This window comes from Paraburkholderia sp. 35.1, assembly GCF_050436525.1.
Classification (GTDB): Bacteria; Pseudomonadota; Gammaproteobacteria; order Burkholderiales; family Burkholderiaceae; genus Paraburkholderia; species Paraburkholderia tuberum.
The window spans coordinates 865864-887496 of record NZ_JBNDMJ010000003.1 but is presented as its reverse complement, the minus strand read 5'-3'; the positions used below and the strand labels follow the sequence as shown (position 1 = coordinate 887496).

Below are 21633 nucleotides of genomic sequence, written 5' to 3'. Positions count from 1 at the left end.
CGCACCCGGAACGGCGGCGCGGCCATCCGGCGAGCCCTTCGCGCAAGCAAATGAAAGTAGATGTTATTCAGTTGTCGGAAAGTGAAACGTTCCGTAACGCTGGTCGCACCGGACGGATTTCACTCTTAGAGTGCAGTTTCAGCAGCAAAGCCCGCTGGCTTCCGGGATCGCTCCCCGGCCGCCCATCCAGCGACGCACAGACCGGACGAGGCGCGCGCGACGTCCCGTCATCACGACGCCAGAGAGTCCGCCCGTGTCACAACAACTCCAGAGAGGATAACCATGACCCAGATTCGTTCGCTCCTGTTCGGTACCGCCCTCACTGCTTTTGCCGCGACGGCGGCCGTTGCGCAGACCGCGCAGCCGGCAGCAGGCATCGGCGCTCAGCCGCAGATCCAGAGCCAGGGCGCCGCCGACATGGCGCCGCCGCCGGCCCGTTTGACGGCTTCGGGCTCCACCGACCCGCTCGTGCAGAAGCGCGACGCCGACGCGAAGGCCAACGCCGAGTATCGCGCGGCCAGGAAGTCCTCGAAAGCGGAATTGAAGGCGGAGCAGAAGGCCGCGAAGGACCAGTACAAGGAGCAGGTGCGCGGCGCGAAGCTGAACCAGAAGGCGGACAAACAGACCGCCAATAACGAAATGAAGATGAACATGGAAGGGCAGGCTGCCGCGCAGGGCGACGGCGCGGACGTCAAGCACTAAGCCCTGCTGGATGCCGCGGCGCGCGGGTCTGCGAGGCTCGCGCGCCGCGGGCGTCAGGCGAAGGCCGACAAGAAAGCCGCGCTCGCCCAGGCGAAAGCGGACAAGACCACAGCCGACGCGCAGGCCGACGCCGACAAGGCCAGCGCTGCTGCCAACCTGAAGGACGCGAAGAAACAGTAGTGCGCGGCGTAGACCGGCGGATCGGCGCCCGAAAAAAGGGGCGCTTGTCGCATGAGGTTGTATGGATATACAGTGTGCGTCGCATCCTGAAAATCCATCCAACCCGCGAAACCGATCAGTGTCCACCGTCGCCGAATCCGCTCCGTCGTTCGATACCGCCGCCTGGCTAGCGAAGCTCAACGACGCCCAACGCGAAGCCGTCGAATACGGGACCGACACGCCGGACGCGCTGCCCGGCGCGCTGCTCGTGATCGCGGGCGCCGGCTCCGGCAAGACCAACACGCTCGCGCACCGCGTCGCCAATCTGGTGGTGAAGGGTGCCGATCCGCAGCGCATCCTGCTGTTGACCTTCTCGCGCCGCGCGGCGCTCGAAATGATCCGCCGCGTGACCCGCATCGCGGGCGCCGCGGCCGCTACCGTCGGTCCACGCGCCGCGCTCGCGCAAGGGCTCACGTGGGCGGGTACCTTCCATAGCGTCGGCGCGCGGCTGTTGCGCGAATACGCGGATCTGATCGGCCTCGCGCCCGCGTTCACGATCAACGACCGCGAAGACTCCGCCGACCTGATGAACCTCGTGCGCCACGAGCTTGGACTGTCCGCGAAGGAGAGGCGGTTTCCGGCGAAGGGCACCTGCTTCGCGATCTACTCGCGTGTCGTCAACACCGGCGCATCGCTCGGCCAGGTATTGCACCGCGCGTTTCCGTGGTGTCGCGATTGGGAGGACGATCTGCGCCGGCTGTTCGCCGCATACGTCGACGCCAAACAGAAGCAGAGCGTGCTCGACTACGACGATCTGCTGCTCTACTGGTCGCACATGGCCGCCGAGCCCAGCATCGCGGCCGATCTGTCGGCGCGTTTCGATCATGTTCTGGTCGACGAATACCAGGACACCAACCGCCTGCAGGCGTCGATCCTGCTCGCAATGAAGCCGGACGGCCGTGGCCTGACCGTGGTCGGCGACGACGCGCAGTCGATCTATTCGTTTCGCGGCGCGACGGTGCGCAATATCCTCGACTTTCCCACGCAGTTCGAGCCGCCCGCCAGGCAGGTCACGCTCGAGCGCAACTATCGCTCGACCGAGCCGATTCTCGCCGCGTCGAACGCGGTGATCGAACTCGCGAGCGAGCGCTACACCAAGAATCTGTGGACCGACAAGGCGTCGGCGCAGCGCCCGCGCCTCGTCACGGTCGCCGACGATGCCGCGCAAGCTCGCTACGTCGTCGAGCAGGTGCTCGAGGCGCGCGAGCAGGGCGTGAAGCTGAAGTCGCAGGCGGTATTGTTTCGCGCCGCGCATCACAGCGCCGCGCTCGAGATCGAGCTCACGCGCCGCAACATTCCATTCGTCAAGTTCGGCGGGCTCAAATTTCTCGACTCGGTGCATGTGAAGGACGTGCTCGCGGTGCTGCGCTGGGCCGAGAATCCGCGCGATCGCGTCGCCGGCTTTCGCGTCGTGCAGCTGCTGCCGGGCGTCGGCCCGGCCACCGCGGCGAAGGTGCTCGACGACATCGTCGCGCGCGCGGACGGCGGCGATCCGGTCGCGACCGCGGGCGGTGTGCTGGCCGCGTTTGCGGCGCCCGCGCGCACGCAGGAAGACTGGCATCCGTTCGTCAAGCTGATGTCGAGCGTGTACGGCCGGCAAACGCCGTGGCCCGCCGAGTTCGAGATGGTGCGGCGCTGGTACGAGCCGCATCTGGAGCGCAACCACGAGGACGCCGCGATCCGTCACGCGGACCTGCTGCAGATGGAAAGCATCGCGGGTACGTATCCGTCGCGTGAACGCTTCCTGACCGAATTGACGCTCGATCCGCCCGACGCGACCAGCGACGAATCCGGCGTGCCGCTGATCGACGAGGACTACCTGATCCTGTCGACGATCCATTCGGCGAAGGGTCAGGAGTGGCGCAACGTGTTCGTGCTGAACGGCGTCGACGGCTGCATTCCTTCCGATCTCGGCACCGGCAGCGACGAGGAAATCGACGAGGAGCGGCGCCTGCTCTACGTGGCGATGACGCGCGCGAAGGAAGACCTGCACATCGTCGTGCCGCAGCGCTTTTACGTGCACAACCAGACGCATCTGGGCGACCGCCATGTGTGGGCGTCGCGCACGCGCTTCATCGCCACGCCGATGCTGCCGCTGTTCGACGCCTATGCATGGCCGCGCATTGCGGTGGCGAGCGCGCCGAGCGCGGCGGGGTTCGCCGCGGCCGCGCAGGCGAAGATCGAGATCGCGGCGAAGCTCAGGAAGATGTGGGATTGAGCCGCTAGCACCGCGCGTTGGGATCGACGCGCGGGCAGGGGGCGCGTCGATCCGACGAAGGGACGCGCGCCGCGCGGGTCAGTGGAAGCTCAGCGCGACTGCCGCTGCTGTTGCTGCGCGACCGGAGGCGGCGGCACGAAGAAATTGCGCAGCCATGCCGCGAGCCGCGAGAACACGTCGTACGGCTCCTCGACGAAAATCTCCGGCTTCAAGAGCCGCAGATACTCCATGATCTGCTGCGCTTCCTGCTTCTGGAACGTGCCGTGCGAAATGCCTAGCCGCAACAGCCCACGCAGTTCGCCGAGCTTCTCGCGCGCGGTGCTGCCCACGCTTGTCTCGCACGCGACCTTCGCCTCGTAGACGCGCTGACGCAGCGATTCGACGAGCCGCCATGCCGGCGTCTGCATCACTTCCTCGAGCGCCTGAATGTCCTGCACCGTGCTCTTGATCTGCGAGGCGAGGGGGTCGACCAGCTTCGCGTCGCCTTCCGCCTCCTTGACGATTGCGGCGGCCCAGTCGCGGCATTGCTTGGTGAGCTCCTCGGGCGTCCATTCCGAGCGCGCCGCGAAACCGAAGCCGAACTCGCCCGCCTGCCGCATCAGGATCGACACGACGTCCGGGAATTCCTTGTCGAGCGTGCGTTTGGCCCACGCGTACTGGCCGCCTTGCAGCATCCGCTGTACCGCGTGCTCGGTGAGCGGCACCATGTTGTCGAGCAGCTTGGCGCGTAAGAAATCCTCGAACGACGGCGTCGCGAACTGCGGATCGAGCTTCAGCGAGACCCGTAAAAAAGCCTCGAAGTCCTTGCGCAGCGACGTGACGGTCTCGTCCTTGAGCTTCAGGGTGATTTGACCCATGTGTTATCCCGTTTAATGCGGCCGCGCGCGGCGCGCCGTCGCAAGATCGCCCGGCCGCTCGCGGACCGAGGCGATGCGACGCCGGTTGCCGACGCGCTTGATTCCAGCCTGTTGCCGCGTAACCAGCGGGACGACTCCCGATGAGCGGACCTCGACTGCATATCGGCGGGGTGGCGGGAAACTTGAGGGCGGCCCGGCGACGCGCGGGCGCTTTGGAGGGAAGCTTCGGGCAATGGCCCGCTTGGGAGCCGCTTGAAGGGGAGTGCGCGGCTCGCGACGCGGCGAGGTGTCGACGGGACCGCTGATGAGTCGATGAGCGTAGAGACAGGACGCGCTTACTTCAGCACCACGCACTGCCAGACGAAGAACACGCCTAGACCGACTGCGATCGTCAGCAGCGGCCGGCGCGTCAGCGCGCTAACGACGATCGCGGCGAGCGCGCCGACCAGCTGCGGATTGCGCCAGCTCAGCTCGGCGTTGTTGCCGTGCGGCGACACGGCCATCGGGACGATGATCGCGGTCAGCACGGTGACCGGCACGAAGCTAAGCGCGGCGCGCAGAAGCGGCGGGAACACGAGCCGGTCGCCGAGCACGAACACGGCCGCGCGGATCAACCACGTAATCGCGGCCATGCCGACGATCAGAACGACGTAGCTCATCGCGTGGCCTCCAAGGGACGGCGCGCGCCACGCAGGTTCAGACGCGACATCGACAGCAGTACGCCGACCGCGACTCCCGCGAACACTGCGCCGAGCAGGCCGAGCTTGTACGGCCACGCCTGCCAGAAAAACGCCAGCGTGCCGGCGGTGACGGCCGCCGCGATATAGCGCAGCGCGACCAGTTGCGGCACGACGATCGCAATGAACGTCGCCACCATCGCAAAGTCGAGACCGAGCGACTGCAGGCCGGGGAAGGCCGCGCCGAACAGCAGGCCGGCGACGGTCCATAGCTGCCAGTTCAGATACATCGCGACGCCGGCGCCGAAGAAGTAGTACGGGCCGACCGTGCCCGGCTCGCGATGCCGGTAATGCTCCCACGCGACCGCGAAGACTTCGTCGGTGAGCAGCGCGCCGAGCGCCCAACGCCAGCGCTTCGGCAGATGCGCGACGTGCGGTGCGAGCGTCGCGCTATACAGCACGTGACGCAGATTGACGACGAGCGTGGTCGCCCAGATCACGGCGAAGCTCGCATGTCCGGCGATCAGCCCGAGCGCGATGAACTGCGCGGAGCCCGCGAAAACGACGAGCGACATCAACTGGCCGTGCCACAGATGCAGCGGGCTGGAGGTCACGAGCGTGCCGAAAATGACGCCGAACGGCGCGGCGCCGACCATCATCGGGATGATGTCGCGCGCGCCGGCGGCGAACTCTTTGAGATGGGCGCCCCGGGTGGGCTGGCCTTGGGTGGAATCGGTCAATCTAAGCCTCCTTGATGTCGGAAGCATAGCGGCTGACCGGCGTTCGGACTTGTACGTTCTTGCGGCGGGTTGCGGATGGGGTGCTACGGTGTAGCGGGGGGATGGCTGATGACGGGCTGACGGATTGCGGCGGCACGCTCACGGCGCGCGGCGCAGGCGCCGGCGGTGCCGCATCGGGTTACGAACCGCGCTGCGTTCCTTGCCATTGGCCCGGCGGCACGCCGAACATGCGCCGGAAATGCCGCGTGAAATGGCTCTGATCGGTGAAGCCGCTCGCGGCGGCGACGTCGGTCACCGGGACGCCGGCGCGCAACGGCGCGAGCGCGCGCTGCAGGCGCACCTGATTGCGCCACGCGTGGGGCGGCAGGCCGGTCGATTGGGTGAATAGCCGCGCCGCGTGGAACGGCGACAGACCCGCTGCCTTCGCGACCTCGGCGAGCGTCACCGGTTCGACGAGGTCGCCGGTCAGACGCTCCTGCATCAGTGCGACGCGAGTGTCGTCGGTGGCGACGCGCGCGGCGGCGGGGCGCGTCCGCGCATAGCGGACCAGCAACGTGGACAGCGCGTCGAGCATCGCGGTTTCGGCGGCGAGCGCGTCGTCGCCGGCTTCGAGCAGACGGTGGGCGTGCGCGAGCCGCGTCGCGAGATCGGAATCGCGGATCACGCCGGGCGCGAACCACGGTAAGGCCTGCGGCTTGCCGGCGACTTCGTCGGCCAGCGCGCAGAGGAACCCGACCGGCGCATACATCACGCGATACCGCCAGCCCGCCTCGACCGCCTTCGACCCCGTATGCAACTCGCCCGGGTTGATGACCGGCACGCTGCCCGCTTCGGCGACATGGTGCTCGCCGCTATACCGATAGCATTCCGCACCCGCGACGATCACCGCGATCGTGTAGGCGTCGTGCCAATGCGGCGCGAACTCGTGATCGTGATATTCGGCGGTGAGCAGATCCGCGCCGGGCAGTAGCGGCGTGCGCCAGTAGCGGGCGGAATCGCGGAAACGAGGGGTGGCGGTCATGACGAAAGACTAGCTGGACCGGTCAGTTTAACGCGTCGTTGTCGGGGACGGCGGCGGGTGTGCAGCGCCGCGCCGTGTGCCGCTGGTGCCGTCGATTGCCGGTACTTGTCCTGACTTGCCCTTACTTGACCGGAATCGTCGTGCCAGTGGGCATCGGTACGGCGCTCACGCTGTTTTTCGCGCTGCCGCTGACGACGCGGTCGCTGTAGGTCAGATAGACCAGGGCGTTGCGCTTCGTGTCGACCACGCGCACCACGTGCAGCGACTTGAAGATCAGCGACATGCTGACCGAGAACACGTCGTCCTTCTGCTTGACGGGGCCGGTGAAATGCAACTCCCCGAGCTGGCGGCACGCGATCGAAGCCTCGGTCGGATCTTCGGCGATGCCGAGCGTGCCTTTGACGCCGCCCGTCCGCGCCCGCGACACGTAGCAGGTGACGCCTTGCACGATGGGATCGTCATAGGCCTCCACGACCACGCGGTCGGAGCCGGTAACGTGAAAATTCGTATTGACGCTGGCGATTTCTTCGCCGCGCGCCGAAGAAAGCAGCAGGGCGCCGGCGGCCGCGAGCGCGATGCGTAGCGAGGTGGATTTCATGAGCGTGCCGGTTGAGTGTCTGGAGTGGGCCGGCGCCAGAGCGGGGCGAAACGTGCGCCGTGAAGGCGCCATCGTATAACGGCGCGCGGCGCGCGTGAGGCTGTCCATCGTGGCACAAAAACAAAAAGGCCCGCATGGATGCGGGCCTTTCAAATTTTTTGGCTCCTCGACCTGGGCTCGAACCAGGGACCTACGGATTAACAGTCCGGCGCTCTACCGACTGAGCTATCGAGGAACAGCAGTACAACTTGATCTACATAAAAAAACCCGTCTTGATTAACGGGCTTTTGCAATTCTTGGCTCCTCGACCTGGGCTCGAACCAGGGACCTACGGATTAACAGTCCGGCGCTCTACCGACTGAGCTATCGAGGAACAGAACAACAACAGCAGAGAAACGAAATTTTAGAGGCAGCTGAAACGTCTGTCAATACCTCGGCGTTCATCCTGATACTGAACCTGAACGGCCAAGGCAGGTGACAGGCTGCTCGCGCTCAGCGCGCGAGCAGCGCGAGCTTTTCCTTCACATCCTTGAATTCCTCGGCTTCCGGCAGCGGTGCCTTGGTCTTCGTGATGCTCGGCCACGCTTTCGCCAGGTCGGCGTTCAGCGCGATGAAGTCCTGCTGGTCGCCCGGCACGTCTTCTTCGGCATAGATGGCGTTCACCGGGCACTCGGCCACGCACACGGCGCAGTCGATGCATTCGTCGGGGTCGATCGCGAGGAAGTTGGGACCTTCGCGAAAGCAGTCCACCGGGCACACATCGACGCAGTCGGTATAGCGGCACTTGATGCAGCTTTCGGTCACAACGTGAGTCATTCAGGCAGCTCCTGCATGCGGAATCGGGGAGGGCGCGGACGCCAAAAGCACTATTGTAACGTAACGTCAACAGGCGCATAAAGCATCGGGCCGTGCGTCTTATATGTTTTTGTGATTAGTTTATGGGGTGCCGCGAGCGGCCGCGCAATGGCGGCGAAGGCCCGGTGGCACGCTGGATGCGGACGCATTCGGGTAACATGCATCAGGTTGGCGCGCCGCTCGGCTCAGCGCGTCCGTTGCAAGGGTGCAGTGAGCCCTTTTCGTTTTTTCAGCGGTCCAGTTCGTACCATCATGATTATTACTTCGCTGCTCGATACCGATCTGTACAAGTTCACGATGATGCAGGTGGTGTTGCATCACTTCCCCGCCGCCAACGTGGAGTACCGCTTCCGCTGCCGCACGCCGAACGTCGATCTGGTGCCGTACATCGACGAGATTCGCGACGAAATGCGCAAGCTCTGCGAACTGCGTTTCACCGACGACGAACTCGACTACCTGCGCCGCATGCGCTTCATCAAGGGCGACTTCATCGAGTTCCTCGCGTTGTTCCATCTGAACGAGAAGTACATTTCGATCACGCCGTCGCCGAAGGGCAATGGCGAAATCGACATCGACATCAAGGGGCCGTGGCTGCATACGATCCTCTTCGAAATTCCGGTGCTCGCGATCGTCAACGAAGTCTATTTCCGCAACACCCAGCAAACGCCCGACTATCACGTAGGCCGTGGCCGTCTGCTCGACAAGATTCAACTGCTCGGCGCTCGTCCGGAGTTCGCCGACTGCAAGATCGCCGATTACGGCACGCGCCGCCGCTTCTCGAAGCAGTGGCACGAGGAAGTGATCCTCACGCTCAAGGACGGTCTCGGCGAGCAGTTCGCCGGCACGAGCAACGTCTTCTACGCGATGAAGCACAGCCTGACACCGCTCGGCACGATGGCGCACGAGTACCTGCAGGCTTGCCAGGCGCTCGGTCCGCGGCTGCGCGACTCGCAGATCTTCGGCTTCGAGATGTGGGCGAAGGAATATCGCGGCGACCTCGGGATCGCGCTCTCCGACGTGTACGGCATGCAGGCGTTCCTGCGCGACTTCGACATGTACTTCTGCAAGCTGTTCGACGGCGCTCGCCACGATTCCGGCGACCCATTCGACTGGGGCGAGCGCCTGCTCAAACACTACGAGGCGAATCGTTGCGACCCGCGCACCAAGGTCCTCGTGTTCTCCGACGCGCTCGACATCCCGAAGGTGCTGCAGCTATACGAGCGCTTCCGCGGCCGCTGCAAGCTCGCGTTCGGCGTGGGCACCAATCTGACCAACGACCTCGGCTACAACCCGCTGCAGATCGTGATCAAGATGGTTCGTTGCAACGGTCAGCCGGTCGCGAAATTGTCGGACTCGCCGGGCAAGAACATGTGCGAGGACAAGGCGTATCTCGCGTATCTGCGCCAGGTGTTCGGCATCGCGCAGCCGGAAGAAGAGGCGGCCAGGTAGCGCGCTTTGCGGACTGCTTTTCGGTTCATCGCCTGACCATGATCTGCTCGCGTTCGGGGGCACGGCGAACAGTGTCGCCGCGCTACCGACTGGCGGCAATATGCCGTTCGGCCAGGGTGTTCGCGCGGAGCGCGGCCGGTATAATCCTCGCCATATCGCACGGCCGTCGACACGAGGATTTCGCCCATGGACACATCGATTGCCCGCCGCAACATCCTGGCGCGCATCCGCGCCGCGCAAGAGCGCGAGCCCGAACCGAGCGCCGCCGAGCGCGAAGCCGCGGCGGACTATCTCGCGCGTCATCCGGCCGGCCCGCGTCCGGACATGCCCACCGATCTGCGCGCGCGCTTCATCGAGGAAGCGCAGAAAATGGCGAGTACTGTCGACACCGTTCAAACCTTCGCCGATGTACCCGCCGCCGCGCATCGCTATCTGACGCAACACGGTTTGCCGTTGCAGGCCATCGCGTGGCAAACGCTGCGCGATCTGCCGTGGGCCGCAGCCGGCCTCGCCGTCGAATATCGCAAACCGCAAGACAATGACGTGGTCGGTCTCACCGGCTGTTTCTGCGCGACTGCGGAGACCGGCACGCTCGTGTTGCTGTCCGGTCCCGAGACGTATGCGTCGGCCGGGCTGCTGCCGGAGACGCACATCGCGATCGTGCCGGGCTCGCGGATCGTCGCGGGTCATGAAGAGGCGTTCGACCTGATCCGCAAGGAACGCGGCGAGCTGCCGCGCGCGGTCAATTTCGTGTCGGGACCATCGCGCACCGGCGACATCGAGCAGACCATCGTGCTGGGCGCGCACGGCCCCTACCGGGTGCATGCGATCGTCGTGCAGGATGCTTGAACGCGTCGCGCGGCGGCGTGCCAGCGCATACGCGACACACGCGTTATCTGTCGTGCGTGCGGTTGCAAGCCGTCGCGCGGCCTGTATCGGCATGAACTCGCAGGCCGGCCGCGCGGGCCGGTGGCTCGCCGTTGCGTCGATGCTTGCGCTGTGCTCGCCGTCCGTGCAGGCTGAGACGCTCCTCGACGGCGCGCGCTTGTCGGCGTTGTGGGGCTTGCCCTTCGCGGGTGTGCTGCTGTCGATCGCGATCCTTCCGCTGATCGCGCCAGCCCTCTGGCATCACCACTTCGGCAAGATCGCCGCGGCGTGGGCGCTCGCGTTCATCGTGCCGCTTGCCGTGAGCTTCGGCGCGAGCGCGGCGCTCGGCGCGCTCGCGCATGCCATGCTCGACGAGTACATCCCGTTCATCATCCTGCTGACCGCGCTCTATACCGTCGCGGGCGGCATCTGCGTGCGCGGCAACCTGCATGGCACACCGCGTCTGAACACCGCGATTCTCGCGCTCGGCACCTTGCTCGCGAGCGTGATGGGTACGACCGGCGCGGCGATGCTGCTGATCCGCCCGTTGCTGCGCGCAAACGACAATCGCCGCCACGTGACCCACGTGGTCGTGTTCTTCATCTTCCTCGTCGCGAACGTCGGTGGCGCGCTGTCGCCGCTCGGCGACCCGCCGCTGTTCCTCGGTTTTCTCGAAGGCGTGAGCTTTTTCTGGACCACCACGCATCTCGCGCGGCCGATGCTGTTCGTGAGCGGCATGCTGCTCGCCGCGTTCTATGCGCTCGACTCGTACTACTTTCACAAGCGCGAGGAGGTGCGTTCAGCTTTCCTCGATCCGACGCCCGACGGCGCGCCGCTCGGCATCGACGGCAAGATCAATTTCGTGCTGCTCGCCGCGCTGATCGCGTTCGTGCTGATGAGCGGACTGTGGCGCCCGCAAATCACATTCGACGTGCTCGGCACGCACGTCGCGTTGCAAAACATCGTGCGCGACGCCGCGCTGATCGTCGTCACGCTGCTATCGCTCGCGTGGACACCGCGCGCGGCCCGCGCGGGCAACGACTTCAATTGGGCGCCGATCGAGGAAGTCGCCAAACTGTTCGCCGGCATCTTCGTGACGATCGTGCCGGTCATCATGATCCTGCGCGCGGGAGAAGCCGGCGCGTTCGCGGGCATCGTCCATCTGGTCAATGATTCGTCAGGCGAGCCGCGCGACATCATGTACTTCTGGGCGACCGGCCTGCTATCTTCGTTTCTCGACAACGCGCCGACCTACCTCGTGTTCTTCAACCTGGCCGGCGGCGATGCGCAGACCTTGATGACCACCGGCGCGACCACGCTCGCGGCGATTTCGGCCGGCGCCGTGTTCATGGGCGCGAACACCTACATCGGCAACGCGCCGAACTTCATGGTGAAGGCGATCGCGCAATCGCGCGGCGTTCGCATGCCGAGCTTTTTTGCGTATCTGGGCTGGTCCGGCGCGGTGCTGCTGCCGTTGTTCGCGCTGACCGGCTGGCTCTTTTTTGAACGCTGACTCTGCAACGCCGAGACAATCCCTCGACGTGCGATACGGAGACTTGCATTGCAGAAAATCCTCGTTGCCCGTTCGATCTTTCCCGACGTGATCGACCGGCTCAAGCAGTACTTCGACGTCGACTGGAACGAGGGCGACGTGTTGCCCGCCGACGAACTGAAGCGCCGTCTCGCGGACAAGGACGGCGCGCTGACGGCCGGCGAGATGATCGACGCGGGCGTGCTCGCCGCGGCGCCGCGTCTGCGCGTCGTGTCGAACATGGCGGTCGGCTACAACAACTTCGACATGGCCGCGTTCAACGCGGCGAACGTACTCGGCACCAACACCCGCCGGACGTGCTGAACGAATCGACCGCCGATTTCGGCTGGGCGCTGATGATGGCCGCCGCGCGCCGCATCGCCGAATCGGAGCACTGGCTGCGCGCCGGACATTGGCAGAAGTGGAGCTACGATGGCTTTCTCGGCAGCGACCTATACGGTTCGACGCTCGGCGTGATCGGCATGGGCCGCATCGGCCAGGCGCTCGCGCGGCGCGCGCAGGGCTTCAACATGCGGGTCATCTATCACAATCGCTCGCGCGTCGCGCCGCAAATCGAGGCCGAGCTGAACGCGGAGTACGTGTCGAAAGAGGATCTGCTGCGGCGCGCCGACCACGTCGTGCTGGTGCTGCCGTACAACAAAGGCAACCACCATACGATCGGCGCGGCCGAACTGGCGCTGATGAAGCCGAGCGCGACGCTCACCAACATCGCGCGCGGCGGCATCGTCGACGATGCGGCGTTGGCCGACGCGCTGCGTGACAGGCGCATCGCGGCGGCCGGTCTGGACGTGTTCGAAGGCGAGCCGCAGCTGCACCCGGCGCTGCTGAACGTGCCGAACGTCGTGCTGACGCCGCACATCGCGAGCGCGACCGAAACCACGCGCCGCGCCATGGCGAATCTCGCCGCGGACAACCTGATCGCCGGCCTCGGCGCAGGACCGCGCGCCGGTCAGCCGCCGAATCCGATCAACCCCGACGTGATCGGCAAGGCGCGTTCATGACAATGATTCTGGTGGCGGCCGTCGCGGTGCTGGCGGTTGCCCTCGTGATCGCACTCGCCTTGCTGCTACGCGGTCACGACCGCCCGGAGCAGCGCGAACAGTTCGAGATGCTGAACGAACGCGTCGATGCCGTCGTCGACGCGCAGGCGCATGCCGCCGAGCGGCTCGAGCGGCAACTGCGCAACGACATCGCCGAGACCGCGCGCGTGTCGCGCACCGAGCAAAGCAGCGGCTTCGCGCATTTTCAGCAGACGCTCGCCGCGCAGTTCAGCAGCATGACGACGGTGCAGGGCGGCAAGATCGACGGCTTCGCGCAACAGCTCGACGCCGTGCGTCACAGCCTGCAGGCACAGGCGCAGCAGGCGCGCGACGAGCAGGGCCGCTCGCTGAAGCAGTTCGGCGACACGCTGAGCCTGCAACTCGGGCAACTAACCGAGGCGAACGACCGGCGCTTCGCCGAAGTGCGCGCGACGATCGAGCAGCGTCTGAAGGACATCGAGGCGAACAACGCGACGCGGCTCGAGGAAATGCGCCGCACCGTGGACGAAAAACTGCACGCAACGCTTGAGCAGCGTCTCGGCGAGTCGTTCAAGCTCGTGTCCGACCGGCTCGAACAGGTGCATCGCGGCCTCGGTGAAATGCAGACGCTGGCGGCCGGCGTCGGCGATCTGAAGCGCGTGCTGACCAACGTGAAGACGCGCGGCACGTGGGGCGAAGTGCAGCTCGAAGCCTTGCTCGAACAAGTGCTGACCGTCGATCAATACGCGAAGAACGTCGCGACGGTGCCGAAGAGCGCCGATCGCGTGGAGTTCGCGATTCGTCTGCCGGGGCGGCCGGAGCCCGGCGGCGCGAATACGCCGGTATGGCTGCCGATCGACGCCAAATTCCCGCGCGAGGACTACGAGCGGCTGATCGAAGCGCAGGAGCGCGCCGATCCGGTCGCGGTCGAGGAAGCATCGCGCGCGCTCGAAGTGCGAATTCGCGCGGAGGCGCGCACGATCGCGGAGAAGTACGTGGCGCCGCCGCATACGACCGACTTCGCGCTGCTGTTCCTGCCGACCGAAGGCCTGTACGCGGAAGTGCTGCGCCGACCGGGACTCACGGATCTGCTGCAGCGGGACTATCGCGTGACGATTGCGGGGCCGACCACGCTGACCGCGTTGCTCAATAGTCTGCAGATGGGTTTCCGCACGCTCGCGATCGAAAAGCGTTCGAGCGAGGTGTGGCAGGTACTCGGCGCGGTGAAGACGGAGTTCGGCAAATTCGGCGACGTGCTCGCGAAGACCAAGGCGCAGCTCGAAACCGTCACGCGTTCGATCGAGGCCGCGGAAACGCGCACGCGCATGATGAACCGCAAGCTGCGCGACGTCGAGGCGTTACCGGGCGACGAGGCGAGCGGGTTGCTCGGCGATGCGCTGTCGAATGTGGAGCCTGATGAGCAATGAGGGGCGAGGCACTGGAATTCACGCCCTTGCAGCCAGCCGCGCCAGCGCATCGCCCGTCACGCGCACGACGCGCCAGTCCGGCAACACCGTCGCCCCCATCTTCTGATAGAAGCTGATCGCCGGCTGATTCGCGCCGGTATCCGCGGGCTTGGCGGCGCGGATCGTCGCGGGCATTACGCTTCTTCCGGTGCGTCGGCCAGATGGATTTCGATACCACCGAAGCGCGACGCGACCCAGTTGTAGGCGTGGCACGCGATCCACAACAGCACGAAGCCGAGGATCGCGTTCAGCAGCAGCGCGCTGAACACCGTGCTCAGCTCGACCGAGCCATAGCGCACGAACGCGACCACCACGCCGAGCAGCACGATCGGCACCGAGAACGTCAGATACACGAGAATCAGCGCTTTGGCCGTCTGTCCCGGTGCGATGAACGAGATCTGTTTTTTCATGTAAGTCAAACCCGTGTGTCGTAGTAGTGATAGTGGGTGGCGTGTCGATGAAGTGCTGCTGTGGTGCCGATGTCGTGCGATCGATGCGCCGCCTGGAACGTCAGATGAGACCGTCGAACAGCATGATCGACACGCGATCGCCGACGTCGATGTCGCCCTCGTCGTGGCCGAGCACGATGAAGCAGTTCGCTTCGCTCATCGAGCTCAGCACGCCTGAGCTTTGCGACCCGGTCGGGCTCACATGCCAGTGTCCGTGCGCGTCCTGTTCGGCGATGCCGCGCTGGAATTCGGTGCGGCCCGCGCGCTTGCCCACCGCCACGCGGCTCGTCGCGTGAATCACCGGCAGCGGCCGCGGCGTCGCGCCGGCCATCAGCAGCAGCGCTTCGCGCACGATCTGATAGAACGTCACCATCACGGCGACCGGGTTGCCGGGCAGGCCGAAGAATAGCGCAGGTTTGCCGAGCCCGGGCTTTTCGCCGGACCACAGGCGGCCGAACGCGAGCGGCCGGCCGGGGCGCATCGCGAGACTCCAGAAGGCGACGTCGCCGAAGTTCTGTAGCAGCTGCTTCGTGAAGTCCGCTTCGCCCACCGACACGCCGCCCGAAGTCAGCACCACGTCGGCGTTGGCCGCGGCACTGCGCAGCGCGGCTTCGAGCGCGGCCGGCTCGTCACGCACGACGCCGAGATCGAGCGCGTCGACGTTCAGGTGCCGCAGCATCGCAAACAGCGTGTAGCGGTTGCTGTCGTAGACCGAGCCCGCGTCGAGCGGCTCGCCGAGCGAGCGCAGTTCGTCGCCGGTCGAAAAGAACGCGACGCGCAAACGCCGCCGCACGCTGACTTCGCCAATGCCGAGCGACGCGAGCAGGCCGAGGTCCGACGCGCGCACGATGCGGCCGGCATGCAGCGCGACGTGGCCGCGCGCGAGATCTTCGCCGGCGCGGCGGCGGTTCGCACCCGCCGCCGCCGCGCTGGCGGCGAAGCGGATCGACGTGGAATCCGCACCGTCGCGCTCCACCTGTTCCTGCGGCACGACGGTGTCGCAACCGGCAGGCATGCAGGCGCCCGTCATCACGCGCACGCACTGGTTCGCCGCGACGCGGCCCGCGAACGGATGACCGGCGAGCGCCTTGCCGGCAACCGTCAGCTCGACGCTGTCCGCGCCGCCTCGCATAGCGGCCGCGAGCGCCGCGTGATTGAACGCATAGCCGTCCATCGCGGAGTTGTCGTGCGCGGGCACGTCGATCGGCGACACGATGTCGGCGGCTAGCACGCGGTCGAGTGCATCGCGCAACGCCAGGCGCTCGACGGCCGCGACCGGCGTCGCCCACTGCCGGACGATCGCCTGAGCGGCCGGGACGGGTAGCGCATGAGGATCGTACTGCGCGACGCAGCGGGAAAAGTCGTTGAGCGTGGTCATGAATGGCTGGGCGTCGCGACCGGTGACGGGCGCGGCTGTTGCCGTGCGGCCGGAGCGGATGTCAGCCGGGGCCCCGATTGCGTTCGAGGTCGGCGAGTTCTTGTAACGAGTTGGCATTGTAGAACGCGCGCTCGTCGGCAAAGACGACTTCGACCGTCTTGTGGCGCGCGTACCACGCGCGGACCTTGCGCTCGCCGGAGGCCAGAAACGCGGCCAGGTCGTCCGCGACGGCGGTGCGCATCAGCGCGAATACCGGGTGCAGGGAGGTTTCTCCACCGGTGTCGACGGTGGTGACCGTTGCGATGTCGGCGTGGTTCGCGTCGAGCGCATCCGCGAGGCGCGCGGCGAGGTCGGCCGGTAGCCACGGCGAATCGCAGGGCGCGCTCAGCAGGTACGCCGTGCCGCCGGCGCGCAGTCCGGCGAGCATGCCGGCGAGCGGGCCGGGAAAGTCGGGGAGGGTGTCGGCGACGAGCGTTGCGCGATATGGCGCGCCGAGCGCCGCATAGGTGTCGGGATGGCGGTTCGCGCTGATCATCAGCGGGCCGGTCTGCGGCGCGAGGCGCCGCAGCACGTGAGCGGCGAGCGGTTCGCCGTGCAGCGGCTGCAACCCCTTGTCGACGCCGCCCATGCGCGTGCCGCGCCCGCCCGCGAGCACGAGGCCAGTGATCTGTTCACGGGGGATGGACATGCGTCGGTCGCTCAGCCGCCGATGTAGGACATTTCCACGCGACGCTTGGCCGGCTCGCCCTGATCGGCCGGCTGGCTGCCGCGCAGCTGCGAGTAGCGGTCGCCGCGGCCCTGCCAGATTTCGGCGATGGCGGTGGCTATCCCGGCATCGCTCGCACCGCCGCGCAACAGCGCGCGCAGGTCATGTCCGGTCGATGCGAACAGGCACAGGTATAGCTTGCCCTCGGTCGACAAACGCGCGCGCGTGCAATTGCCGCAGAACGCGCGGGTGACGCTCGAAATGACGCCGATCTCGCCGCCGCCGTCGACATAACCCCAGCGTTGCGCAGTTTCGGCGGCGCTGTGCGCTTCGAGCGGCACCAGCGGGAAATGCTCGGCGATGCGCGTGACGACGTCGGCGGAAGGCAGCACTTCGGTCATGTTCCAGCCGTTCGAGGTGCCGACGTCCATGTACTCGATGAAGCGCAGTACCGCGCCCGTGCCTTTGAAATGACGCGCCATGGGGACGATTTCGCCGTCGTTGGTACCGCGTTTGACGACCATGTTGACTTTGACCGGCGCGAGTCCGACCGCGTGCGCGGCGGCGATGCCATCGAGCACGTCGGCGACCGCGAAGTCGGCGTCGTTCATGCGGCGGAACAGCGCGTCGTCGAGCGCGTCGAGGCTGACGGTCACGCGCGTGAGGCCGGCGTCCTTCAGGCTGCGCGCCTTGCGCGCGAGCAGCGAGCCGTTGGTGGTCAGCGTGAGATCGAGCGGACGGCCCGCAGGCGTGGTCAACCGGGCGAGCCGGTCGACCAGGAATTCGAGGTTTTTGCGCAGTAGCGGCTCGCCGCCGGTCAGGCGAATTTTCTCGACGCCATGCGCGACGAACAACTGCGCGAGCCGCTCGATCTCCTCGAAACTCAACAACGCGCTGTGCGGCAGGAAAGCATAGTCCTTGTCGAACACGGCGCGCGGCATGCAATACACGCAGCGGAAGTTGCAGCGGTCCGTCACCGAGATGCGCAGATCGTGCAGCGGACGCGCGAGCGCATCGTGCAGCACGCCGCTAGGTGTCTGCACTGGGCCGGTGATGACCGGCGCCGCGCTGAGATCGGCAACAGGGATGATGCGTCGTGACATGAAATGGTTCGTCAGGTGCTTTAACGGACGGGGATGATTTGATTCTATCGGAAATGCCGGTGGCGGCAGATGCGCGACGGACGTTGTGGGGGTATACGGGGAGCGGCGCGGCTCGCGGCGCGGCGCGCGGCGACAAACGACCGCCTAAAGAAAAAGCCCGCCGGAAAGGGCGGGCTTTTTCACGAACAACGACGCGGCTTACTGCGGATGCTTGATCGTTTCGACCTGTTGCATCGGCGCGTGGTCGTCTGGCGGCAGCGCCTTGCGCTCACGGATCACGCGCGGCGGCTTGACCGTCTGCGCCGCCGCTTCCTGCGCGGCACGCAGCTTGTCGGCGTCAGTGTTCACCCAGACCAGGCCAGCCTGCTCGAGGACCGGCTGCAAGGCGTCGGCCGACGCGGCGGCGGGGGCTGCGCTGCGGACGGGGGCCGGCTGCGGGGCCGCGGCGACGGGCGCCGGTTCGACCGCGGCCGGTTCCGATGCGACGACCGGTTGCGGCTCGACGATTTCGGCCTGCGGTGCCGGCACGGCTGCCGGCGCCTCGACGATCGTGGCCGGAGCCGCGGTGTCGAGCGCAGCCGGGACGGCTCGCGGTTCGGTCGGGACGGTCGGCTGCACTTCCAGGGCCGGCTCGACTGCCGGGGATTCGGCACGCGCGGCGGATTCGACCGAAGCGGCCGGCGTAACCGGTTCGCTCGCGGCCGACACGGCTTGCTCTGCCTGCGCTGGCGCTTCGATAGCCGGCTCCGCCGCCACGGGTTCGATCGACGCCGCCGGGGCCTCTTCGACCGGCACGACCTTTTCGGTCTTCGCGGCATTTTCCGCGGCGAGAGCCGGCGTTTCGGCTGCCGCATGCAGTTCGGCCACGACGGCGCTTTCCGTTGCGACAGCGGCGACCACCACTTCGACCGGGGTCACTTCCTTCGCTTCGCTGGCTGCAGGCGTGTGCTCGACCGGCTGCTGGGTGCGCACCGGCGCTTCGTCGCTGGCGGCAACGTTGTCGCCTTCTGCTTCCGCGACATCCGCCGCGAGATTGCCATTCACGTCCTCTTCACGCTCGCGACGACCACCACGACGGCCACGGCGGCGACGACGACGCTCTTCGCCGTCACGTGCGACTGTTTCCTGATCGACCGGCACGCCGTTTTCACCCGCTGCGGCGCGGTTGCGCGCCAGTTCGTCGGCAGCTTGCGTGTCGGTTTGCGTCAGCGCCGAGGCGACTTCCGCCTGCGGCTTGCGACGCTCGCCACGCTCGACGCGTTCAGCGCGCTCGCCACGCTCGCGACGCTCACCGCGTGCCGTGCCTTCGACGGCTTCCGCGCGCTCGGCGCCGCGGGTGTCGCGTTCGCGAGCCTCGCGCGGTTCACGCGCTTCACGCGGCTCGCGAGCCTCACGCGGTTCACGGCCTTCACGCGGTTCGCGTTGCTCACGCGGCGCGCGCGGTTCGCGGCCCTCGCGTGCCTCGCGGCCTTCGCGTTCCTCGCGACGCGGCGACGGCTGCTGACCTTGCGCCTGACGGCCGCCGGTCACGCCTTCGCCACGCGCTGCCGCGTCGCGACCGCCGGCGCCGCCACGGCGATTGCGGTTTCGATCGCCGCCGCGCTCGCCCGTGCGCTCACCGCGCTCGGTGCGTTCACCGCGTTGCGGACGGGCCTGCTTGTCGGTGGTGGCCGGCGCCGCAGGTGCCGGAACAGCCGGCTGCATGCCGAACAGATTCTTCAGCCAGCCGATGAAGCCGCCACTGGCCGGCGTCACCGCGACCGGAGCGGGGATGGCCGCCGGGCGGGCCGGCGCGCTCGGAGCCGGCTTCTCGGGCGTGATGCCCTTGACCGCCGCTTCCTGCTTCGGCTTCACTTCCTCAGCGCGCTTGCTGTAGCCGGTTTCCGATTCGAGTTCGCGGGCCGCTTCTTCGGCCATCTTCCACGATGCGCGCGGCTCGTCGAGGCGCGCGTCGTCGTGACGCAGACGCTCGAGCTTGTAGTGCGGCGTGTCGAGGTGCTTATTCGGGATCAGCACGACGTTGACCTTGAAACGCGACTCGATCTTGTTGATTTCGGCGCGCTTCTCGTTCAACAGGAAGGCGGTCACTTCGACCGGCACCTGGCAGTGGATCGCCGCGGTGTTTTCCTTCATCGCTTCTTCCTGAATGATCCGCAGCACTTGCAGCGCGGACGATTCGGTATCGCGGATGTGGCCCGTGCCGTTACAGCGCGGACACGTGACGTGGCTGCCTTCCGACAGCGCCGGACGCAGACGCTGACGCGACAGCTCCATGAGGCCGAAGCGCGAGATCTTGCCCATCTGGACGCGGGCGCGGTCGTGCTTCAGCGCGTCTTTCAGGCGCTGTTCGACTTCGCGCTGGCTCTTGGCCGATTCCATGTCGATGAAGTCGATCACGATCAGGCCGCCCAGGTCGCGCAGACGCAGCTGGCGAGCGACTTCGTCGGCGGCTTCGAGGTTCGTGCGCGCGGCCGTTTCCTCGATGTCCGCGCCTTTGGTGGCGCGCGCCGAGTTCACGTCGATCGCGACGAGCGCTTCGGTGTGATCGATGACGATCGCGCCGCCCGACGGCAGCGGCACGGTGCGTGAGTACGCGGTTTCGATCTGGTGCTCGATCTGGAAGCGCGAGAAGAGCGGCACGTCGTCGTGGTAGCGCTTTACCTTGCCGACGTTGTCCGGCATCACGATGTCCATGAAGGCGCGGGCCTGGTCATGGATTTCGGTCGTGTCGATCAGGATTTCGCCGATATCGGGCTGGAAGTAGTCGCGAATCGCGCGGATCACGAGGCTCGATTCGAGATAGATCAGCATCGGCTGGCCGGCCGTGCCACTTTGCGACGCGGCTTCGATTGCGCGCCACAGCTGCATCAGGTAGTTCAGGTCCCACTGCAGCTCTTCGGCGCTGCGGCCGATGCCGGCCGTGCGCGCGATGATGCTCATGCCTTCCGGCAGTTGCAGCTGCGCCATGGTTTCGCGCAGTTCCTGACGGTCGTCACCTTCGATCCGGCGCGACACGCCGCCGCCGCGCGGGTTGTTCGGCATCAGCACCAGATAGCGGCCGGCGAGCGAGATGAACGTGGTCAAGGCTGCGCCCTTGTTGCCGCGTTCTTCCTTTTCGACCTGGACGATCAGTTCCTGACCTTCCTTCAATGCGTCCTGAATGCGTGCGGAACGCATGTCGACGCCGTCGCGGAAGTACTGGCGGGCGACTTCCTTGAACGGCAGGAAGCCGTGACGGTCTTCGCCGTAGTTGACGAAGCAGGCCTCGAGCGACGGCTCGATGCGCGTGATGATGCCCTTGTAAATATTGCCTTTGCGCTGTTCGCGACCGGCGGTTTCGATATCGATGTCGATGAGTTTTTGCCCATCGACGATGGCGACGCGCAGCTCTTCCTGCTGCGTCGCGTTGAACAACATTCGTTTCATTGAACGGCTCCAGAGCGGCCTCGCCAGCCCAGCTGCGCGGTTGTCAGTCGCGAGAGCGGGGAGAGTAGGCGTGCCGCGTCTTATTGTGTTTTCACAAACACGCTGGAGCGGGAAAGATGGCGGGAGAATTGCCTGAGAGGGCCCAGCCCGATTAAAAAAAAGGGCACGGTGCCGCAGGGCACATGCGAACACGGCTTCAAATCATGGCCTGACACGCCGCGTTTAGCCAGCAGACCTTCATAAGTCTTCGCCCTCTGAAGCCGGCGCGCCAAATGGGCGCGCGAGCAAAGGGCCGAAGTCCGCGGTCATGCCGCAACGGGAAGTTCGCGCA

At 66.4% G+C, this 21633-nt stretch carries 17 protein-coding genes, 2 tRNA genes and 2 pseudogenes; 7 read left to right on the top strand and 14 right to left on the bottom strand.

All coding sequences use genetic code 11. The features are described 5' to 3' along the window. Positions 1-282: 282 nt before the first annotated feature. On the top strand, positions 283-702 hold the full coding sequence (locus tag OKW27_RS24090) for a hypothetical protein (RefSeq protein WP_429335092.1): 420 nt from the start codon (positions 283-285) through the stop codon (positions 700-702). A gap of 241 nt (positions 703-943) precedes the next feature. Beyond that, complete coding sequence (locus OKW27_RS24085) at positions 944-3139, top strand: ATP-dependent helicase (protein ID WP_429335091.1); 2196 nt, start codon at positions 944-946, stop codon at positions 3137-3139. Positions 3140-3228: 89 nt separating this feature from the next. Here the strand turns inward: OKW27_RS24085 and OKW27_RS24080 are convergent, their stop codons facing one another. The 8 genes from OKW27_RS24080 to fdxA form a co-directional block, all read right to left on the bottom strand. Further along, complete coding sequence (locus OKW27_RS24080) at positions 3229-3996, bottom strand: DUF4088 family protein (RefSeq protein ID WP_429335090.1); 768 nt, start codon at positions 3994-3996, stop codon at positions 3229-3231. A gap of 335 nt (positions 3997-4331) precedes the next feature. Then, positions 4332-4655, bottom strand: a complete 324-nt coding sequence (locus OKW27_RS24075; protein WP_090801215.1) for an AzlD domain-containing protein — start codon at positions 4653-4655, stop codon at positions 4332-4334. Continuing rightward, positions 4652-5413 carry an AzlC family ABC transporter permease gene (locus OKW27_RS24070; protein WP_429335089.1) on the bottom strand — a complete coding sequence of 254 codons (762 nt, stop codon included), beginning with the start codon at positions 5411-5413 and terminating at the stop codon, positions 4652-4654. The genes OKW27_RS24075 and OKW27_RS24070 overlap by 4 nt, the downstream gene beginning before the upstream one ends. Before the next feature lie 178 nt (positions 5414-5591). Beyond that, positions 5592-6434: an AraC family transcriptional regulator gene (locus OKW27_RS24065; protein WP_429335088.1), complete on the bottom strand. Its 843-nt coding sequence runs from the start codon at positions 6432-6434 to the stop codon at positions 5592-5594. A gap of 121 nt (positions 6435-6555) precedes the next feature. Continuing rightward, on the bottom strand, positions 6556-7032 hold the full coding sequence (locus tag OKW27_RS24060; RefSeq protein WP_090805411.1) for a CreA family protein: 477 nt from the start codon (positions 7030-7032) through the stop codon (positions 6556-6558). A 159-nt stretch (positions 7033-7191) separates the two neighbouring features. Beyond that, positions 7192-7267, bottom strand: a tRNA-Asn gene (locus OKW27_RS24055). Between the two features lie 62 nt (positions 7268-7329). Beyond that, a tRNA-Asn gene (locus OKW27_RS24050) sits at positions 7330-7405 on the bottom strand. Between the two features lie 119 nt (positions 7406-7524). Further along, positions 7525-7848 carry a ferredoxin FdxA gene (fdxA, locus tag OKW27_RS24045; RefSeq protein WP_090801209.1) on the bottom strand — a complete coding sequence of 108 codons (324 nt, stop codon included), beginning with the start codon at positions 7846-7848 and terminating at the stop codon, positions 7525-7527. 291 nt (positions 7849-8139) lie between these two features. Here fdxA and pncB point away from each other — a divergent pair, with 291 nt between their 5' ends. The 5 genes and pseudogenes from pncB to OKW27_RS24020 all read left to right on the top strand — a co-directional run bounded on the left by pncB (position 8140) and on the right by OKW27_RS24020 (position 14201). Continuing rightward, positions 8140-9336 (top strand): nicotinate phosphoribosyltransferase, encoded by a 1197-nt coding sequence (gene pncB / locus OKW27_RS24040; protein WP_090801208.1) that lies wholly within the window; start codon positions 8140-8142, stop codon positions 9334-9336. Positions 9337-9522: 186 nt separating this feature from the next. Continuing rightward, complete coding sequence (locus OKW27_RS24035) at positions 9523-10185, top strand: LutC/YkgG family protein (protein ID WP_090801206.1); 663 nt, start codon at positions 9523-9525, stop codon at positions 10183-10185. A gap of 139 nt (positions 10186-10324) precedes the next feature. Continuing rightward, positions 10325-11716, top strand: a complete 1392-nt coding sequence (locus OKW27_RS24030; RefSeq protein ID WP_429336587.1) for a sodium:proton antiporter — start codon at positions 10325-10327, stop codon at positions 11714-11716. Between the two features lie 18 nt (positions 11717-11734). Next, positions 11735-12756: pseudogene (locus OKW27_RS24025) on the top strand (2-hydroxyacid dehydrogenase). Further along, the gene (locus OKW27_RS24020; RefSeq protein WP_429335087.1) at positions 12753-14201 is read left to right on the top strand and encodes a DNA recombination protein RmuC; all 1449 of its coding nucleotides are present in this window, start codon (positions 12753-12755) and stop codon (positions 14199-14201) included. Before OKW27_RS24025 ends, OKW27_RS24020 begins: the two are co-directional and overlap by 4 nt. Positions 14202-14219: 18 nt before the next feature. Here OKW27_RS24020 and OKW27_RS24015 read toward each other — a convergent pair. The 6 genes and pseudogenes from OKW27_RS24015 to OKW27_RS23990 all read right to left on the bottom strand — a co-directional run. Next, a pseudogene (locus tag OKW27_RS24015) lies at positions 14220-14330 on the bottom strand (GNAT family N-acetyltransferase); the annotation flags it as partial. 44 nt (positions 14331-14374) lie between these two features. Continuing rightward, complete coding sequence (locus OKW27_RS24010) at positions 14375-14650, bottom strand: hypothetical protein (RefSeq protein ID WP_008923126.1); 276 nt, start codon at positions 14648-14650, stop codon at positions 14375-14377. A 100-nt stretch (positions 14651-14750) separates the two neighbouring features. Further along, entirely contained in the window at positions 14751-16067 is a 1317-nt protein-coding gene (gene moeA / locus OKW27_RS24005; RefSeq protein WP_429335086.1) for a molybdopterin molybdotransferase MoeA, read from the bottom strand. A 61-nt stretch (positions 16068-16128) separates the two neighbouring features. Further along, on the bottom strand, positions 16129-16755 hold the full coding sequence (gene mobA / locus OKW27_RS24000) for a molybdenum cofactor guanylyltransferase MobA (protein ID WP_429335085.1): 627 nt from the start codon (positions 16753-16755) through the stop codon (positions 16129-16131). An 11-nt stretch (positions 16756-16766) separates the two neighbouring features. Then, positions 16767-17876, bottom strand: coding sequence for a GTP 3',8-cyclase MoaA (gene moaA / locus OKW27_RS23995; protein WP_429335084.1), 1110 nt, complete (start codon positions 17874-17876; stop codon positions 16767-16769). A 198-nt stretch (positions 17877-18074) separates the two neighbouring features. Beyond that, the gene (locus OKW27_RS23990; protein WP_429335083.1) at positions 18075-21302 is read right to left on the bottom strand and encodes an Rne/Rng family ribonuclease; all 3228 of its coding nucleotides are present in this window, start codon (positions 21300-21302) and stop codon (positions 18075-18077) included. Positions 21303-21633 lie beyond the last annotated feature (331 nt).

What these genes read in the sequence shown, in the direction of transcription:
- moaA (WP_429335084.1), bottom strand. Translation starts at nt 17,876, where the DNA reads ATGTCACGACGCATCATCCCTGTTGCCGATCTCAGCGCGGCGCCGGTC.
- OKW27_RS24010 (WP_008923126.1), bottom strand. Translation starts at nt 14,650, where the DNA reads ATGAAAAAACAGATCTCGTTCATCGCACCGGGACAGACGGCCAAAGCG.
- mobA (WP_429335085.1), bottom strand. Translation starts at nt 16,755, where the DNA reads ATGTCCATCCCCCGTGAACAGATCACTGGCCTCGTGCTCGCGGGCGGG.
- fdxA (WP_090801209.1), bottom strand. Translation starts at nt 7,848, where the DNA reads ATGACTCACGTTGTGACCGAAAGCTGCATCAAGTGCCGCTATACCGAC.
- OKW27_RS24080 (WP_429335090.1), bottom strand. Translation starts at nt 3,996, where the DNA reads ATGGGTCAAATCACCCTGAAGCTCAAGGACGAGACCGTCACGTCGCTG.
- OKW27_RS24090 (WP_429335092.1), top strand. Translation starts at nt 283, where the DNA reads ATGACCCAGATTCGTTCGCTCCTGTTCGGTACCGCCCTCACTGCTTTT.
- moeA (WP_429335086.1), bottom strand. Translation starts at nt 16,067, where the DNA reads ATGACCACGCTCAACGACTTTTCCCGCTGCGTCGCGCAGTACGATCCT.
- pncB (WP_090801208.1), top strand. Translation starts at nt 8,140, where the DNA reads ATGATTATTACTTCGCTGCTCGATACCGATCTGTACAAGTTCACGATG.
- OKW27_RS24085 (WP_429335091.1), top strand. Translation starts at nt 944, where the DNA reads ATGGATATACAGTGTGCGTCGCATCCTGAAAATCCATCCAACCCGCGA.
- OKW27_RS24020 (WP_429335087.1), top strand. Translation starts at nt 12,753, where the DNA reads ATGACAATGATTCTGGTGGCGGCCGTCGCGGTGCTGGCGGTTGCCCTC.
- OKW27_RS24030 (WP_429336587.1), top strand. Translation starts at nt 10,325, where the DNA reads ATGCTTGCGCTGTGCTCGCCGTCCGTGCAGGCTGAGACGCTCCTCGAC.
- OKW27_RS24075 (WP_090801215.1), bottom strand. Translation starts at nt 4,655, where the DNA reads ATGAGCTACGTCGTTCTGATCGTCGGCATGGCCGCGATTACGTGGTTG.
- OKW27_RS24060 (WP_090805411.1), bottom strand. Translation starts at nt 7,032, where the DNA reads ATGAAATCCACCTCGCTACGCATCGCGCTCGCGGCCGCCGGCGCCCTG.
- OKW27_RS23990 (WP_429335083.1), bottom strand. Translation starts at nt 21,302, where the DNA reads ATGAAACGAATGTTGTTCAACGCGACGCAGCAGGAAGAGCTGCGCGTC.
- OKW27_RS24065 (WP_429335088.1), bottom strand. Translation starts at nt 6,434, where the DNA reads ATGACCGCCACCCCTCGTTTCCGCGATTCCGCCCGCTACTGGCGCACG.
- OKW27_RS24035 (WP_090801206.1), top strand. Translation starts at nt 9,523, where the DNA reads ATGGACACATCGATTGCCCGCCGCAACATCCTGGCGCGCATCCGCGCC.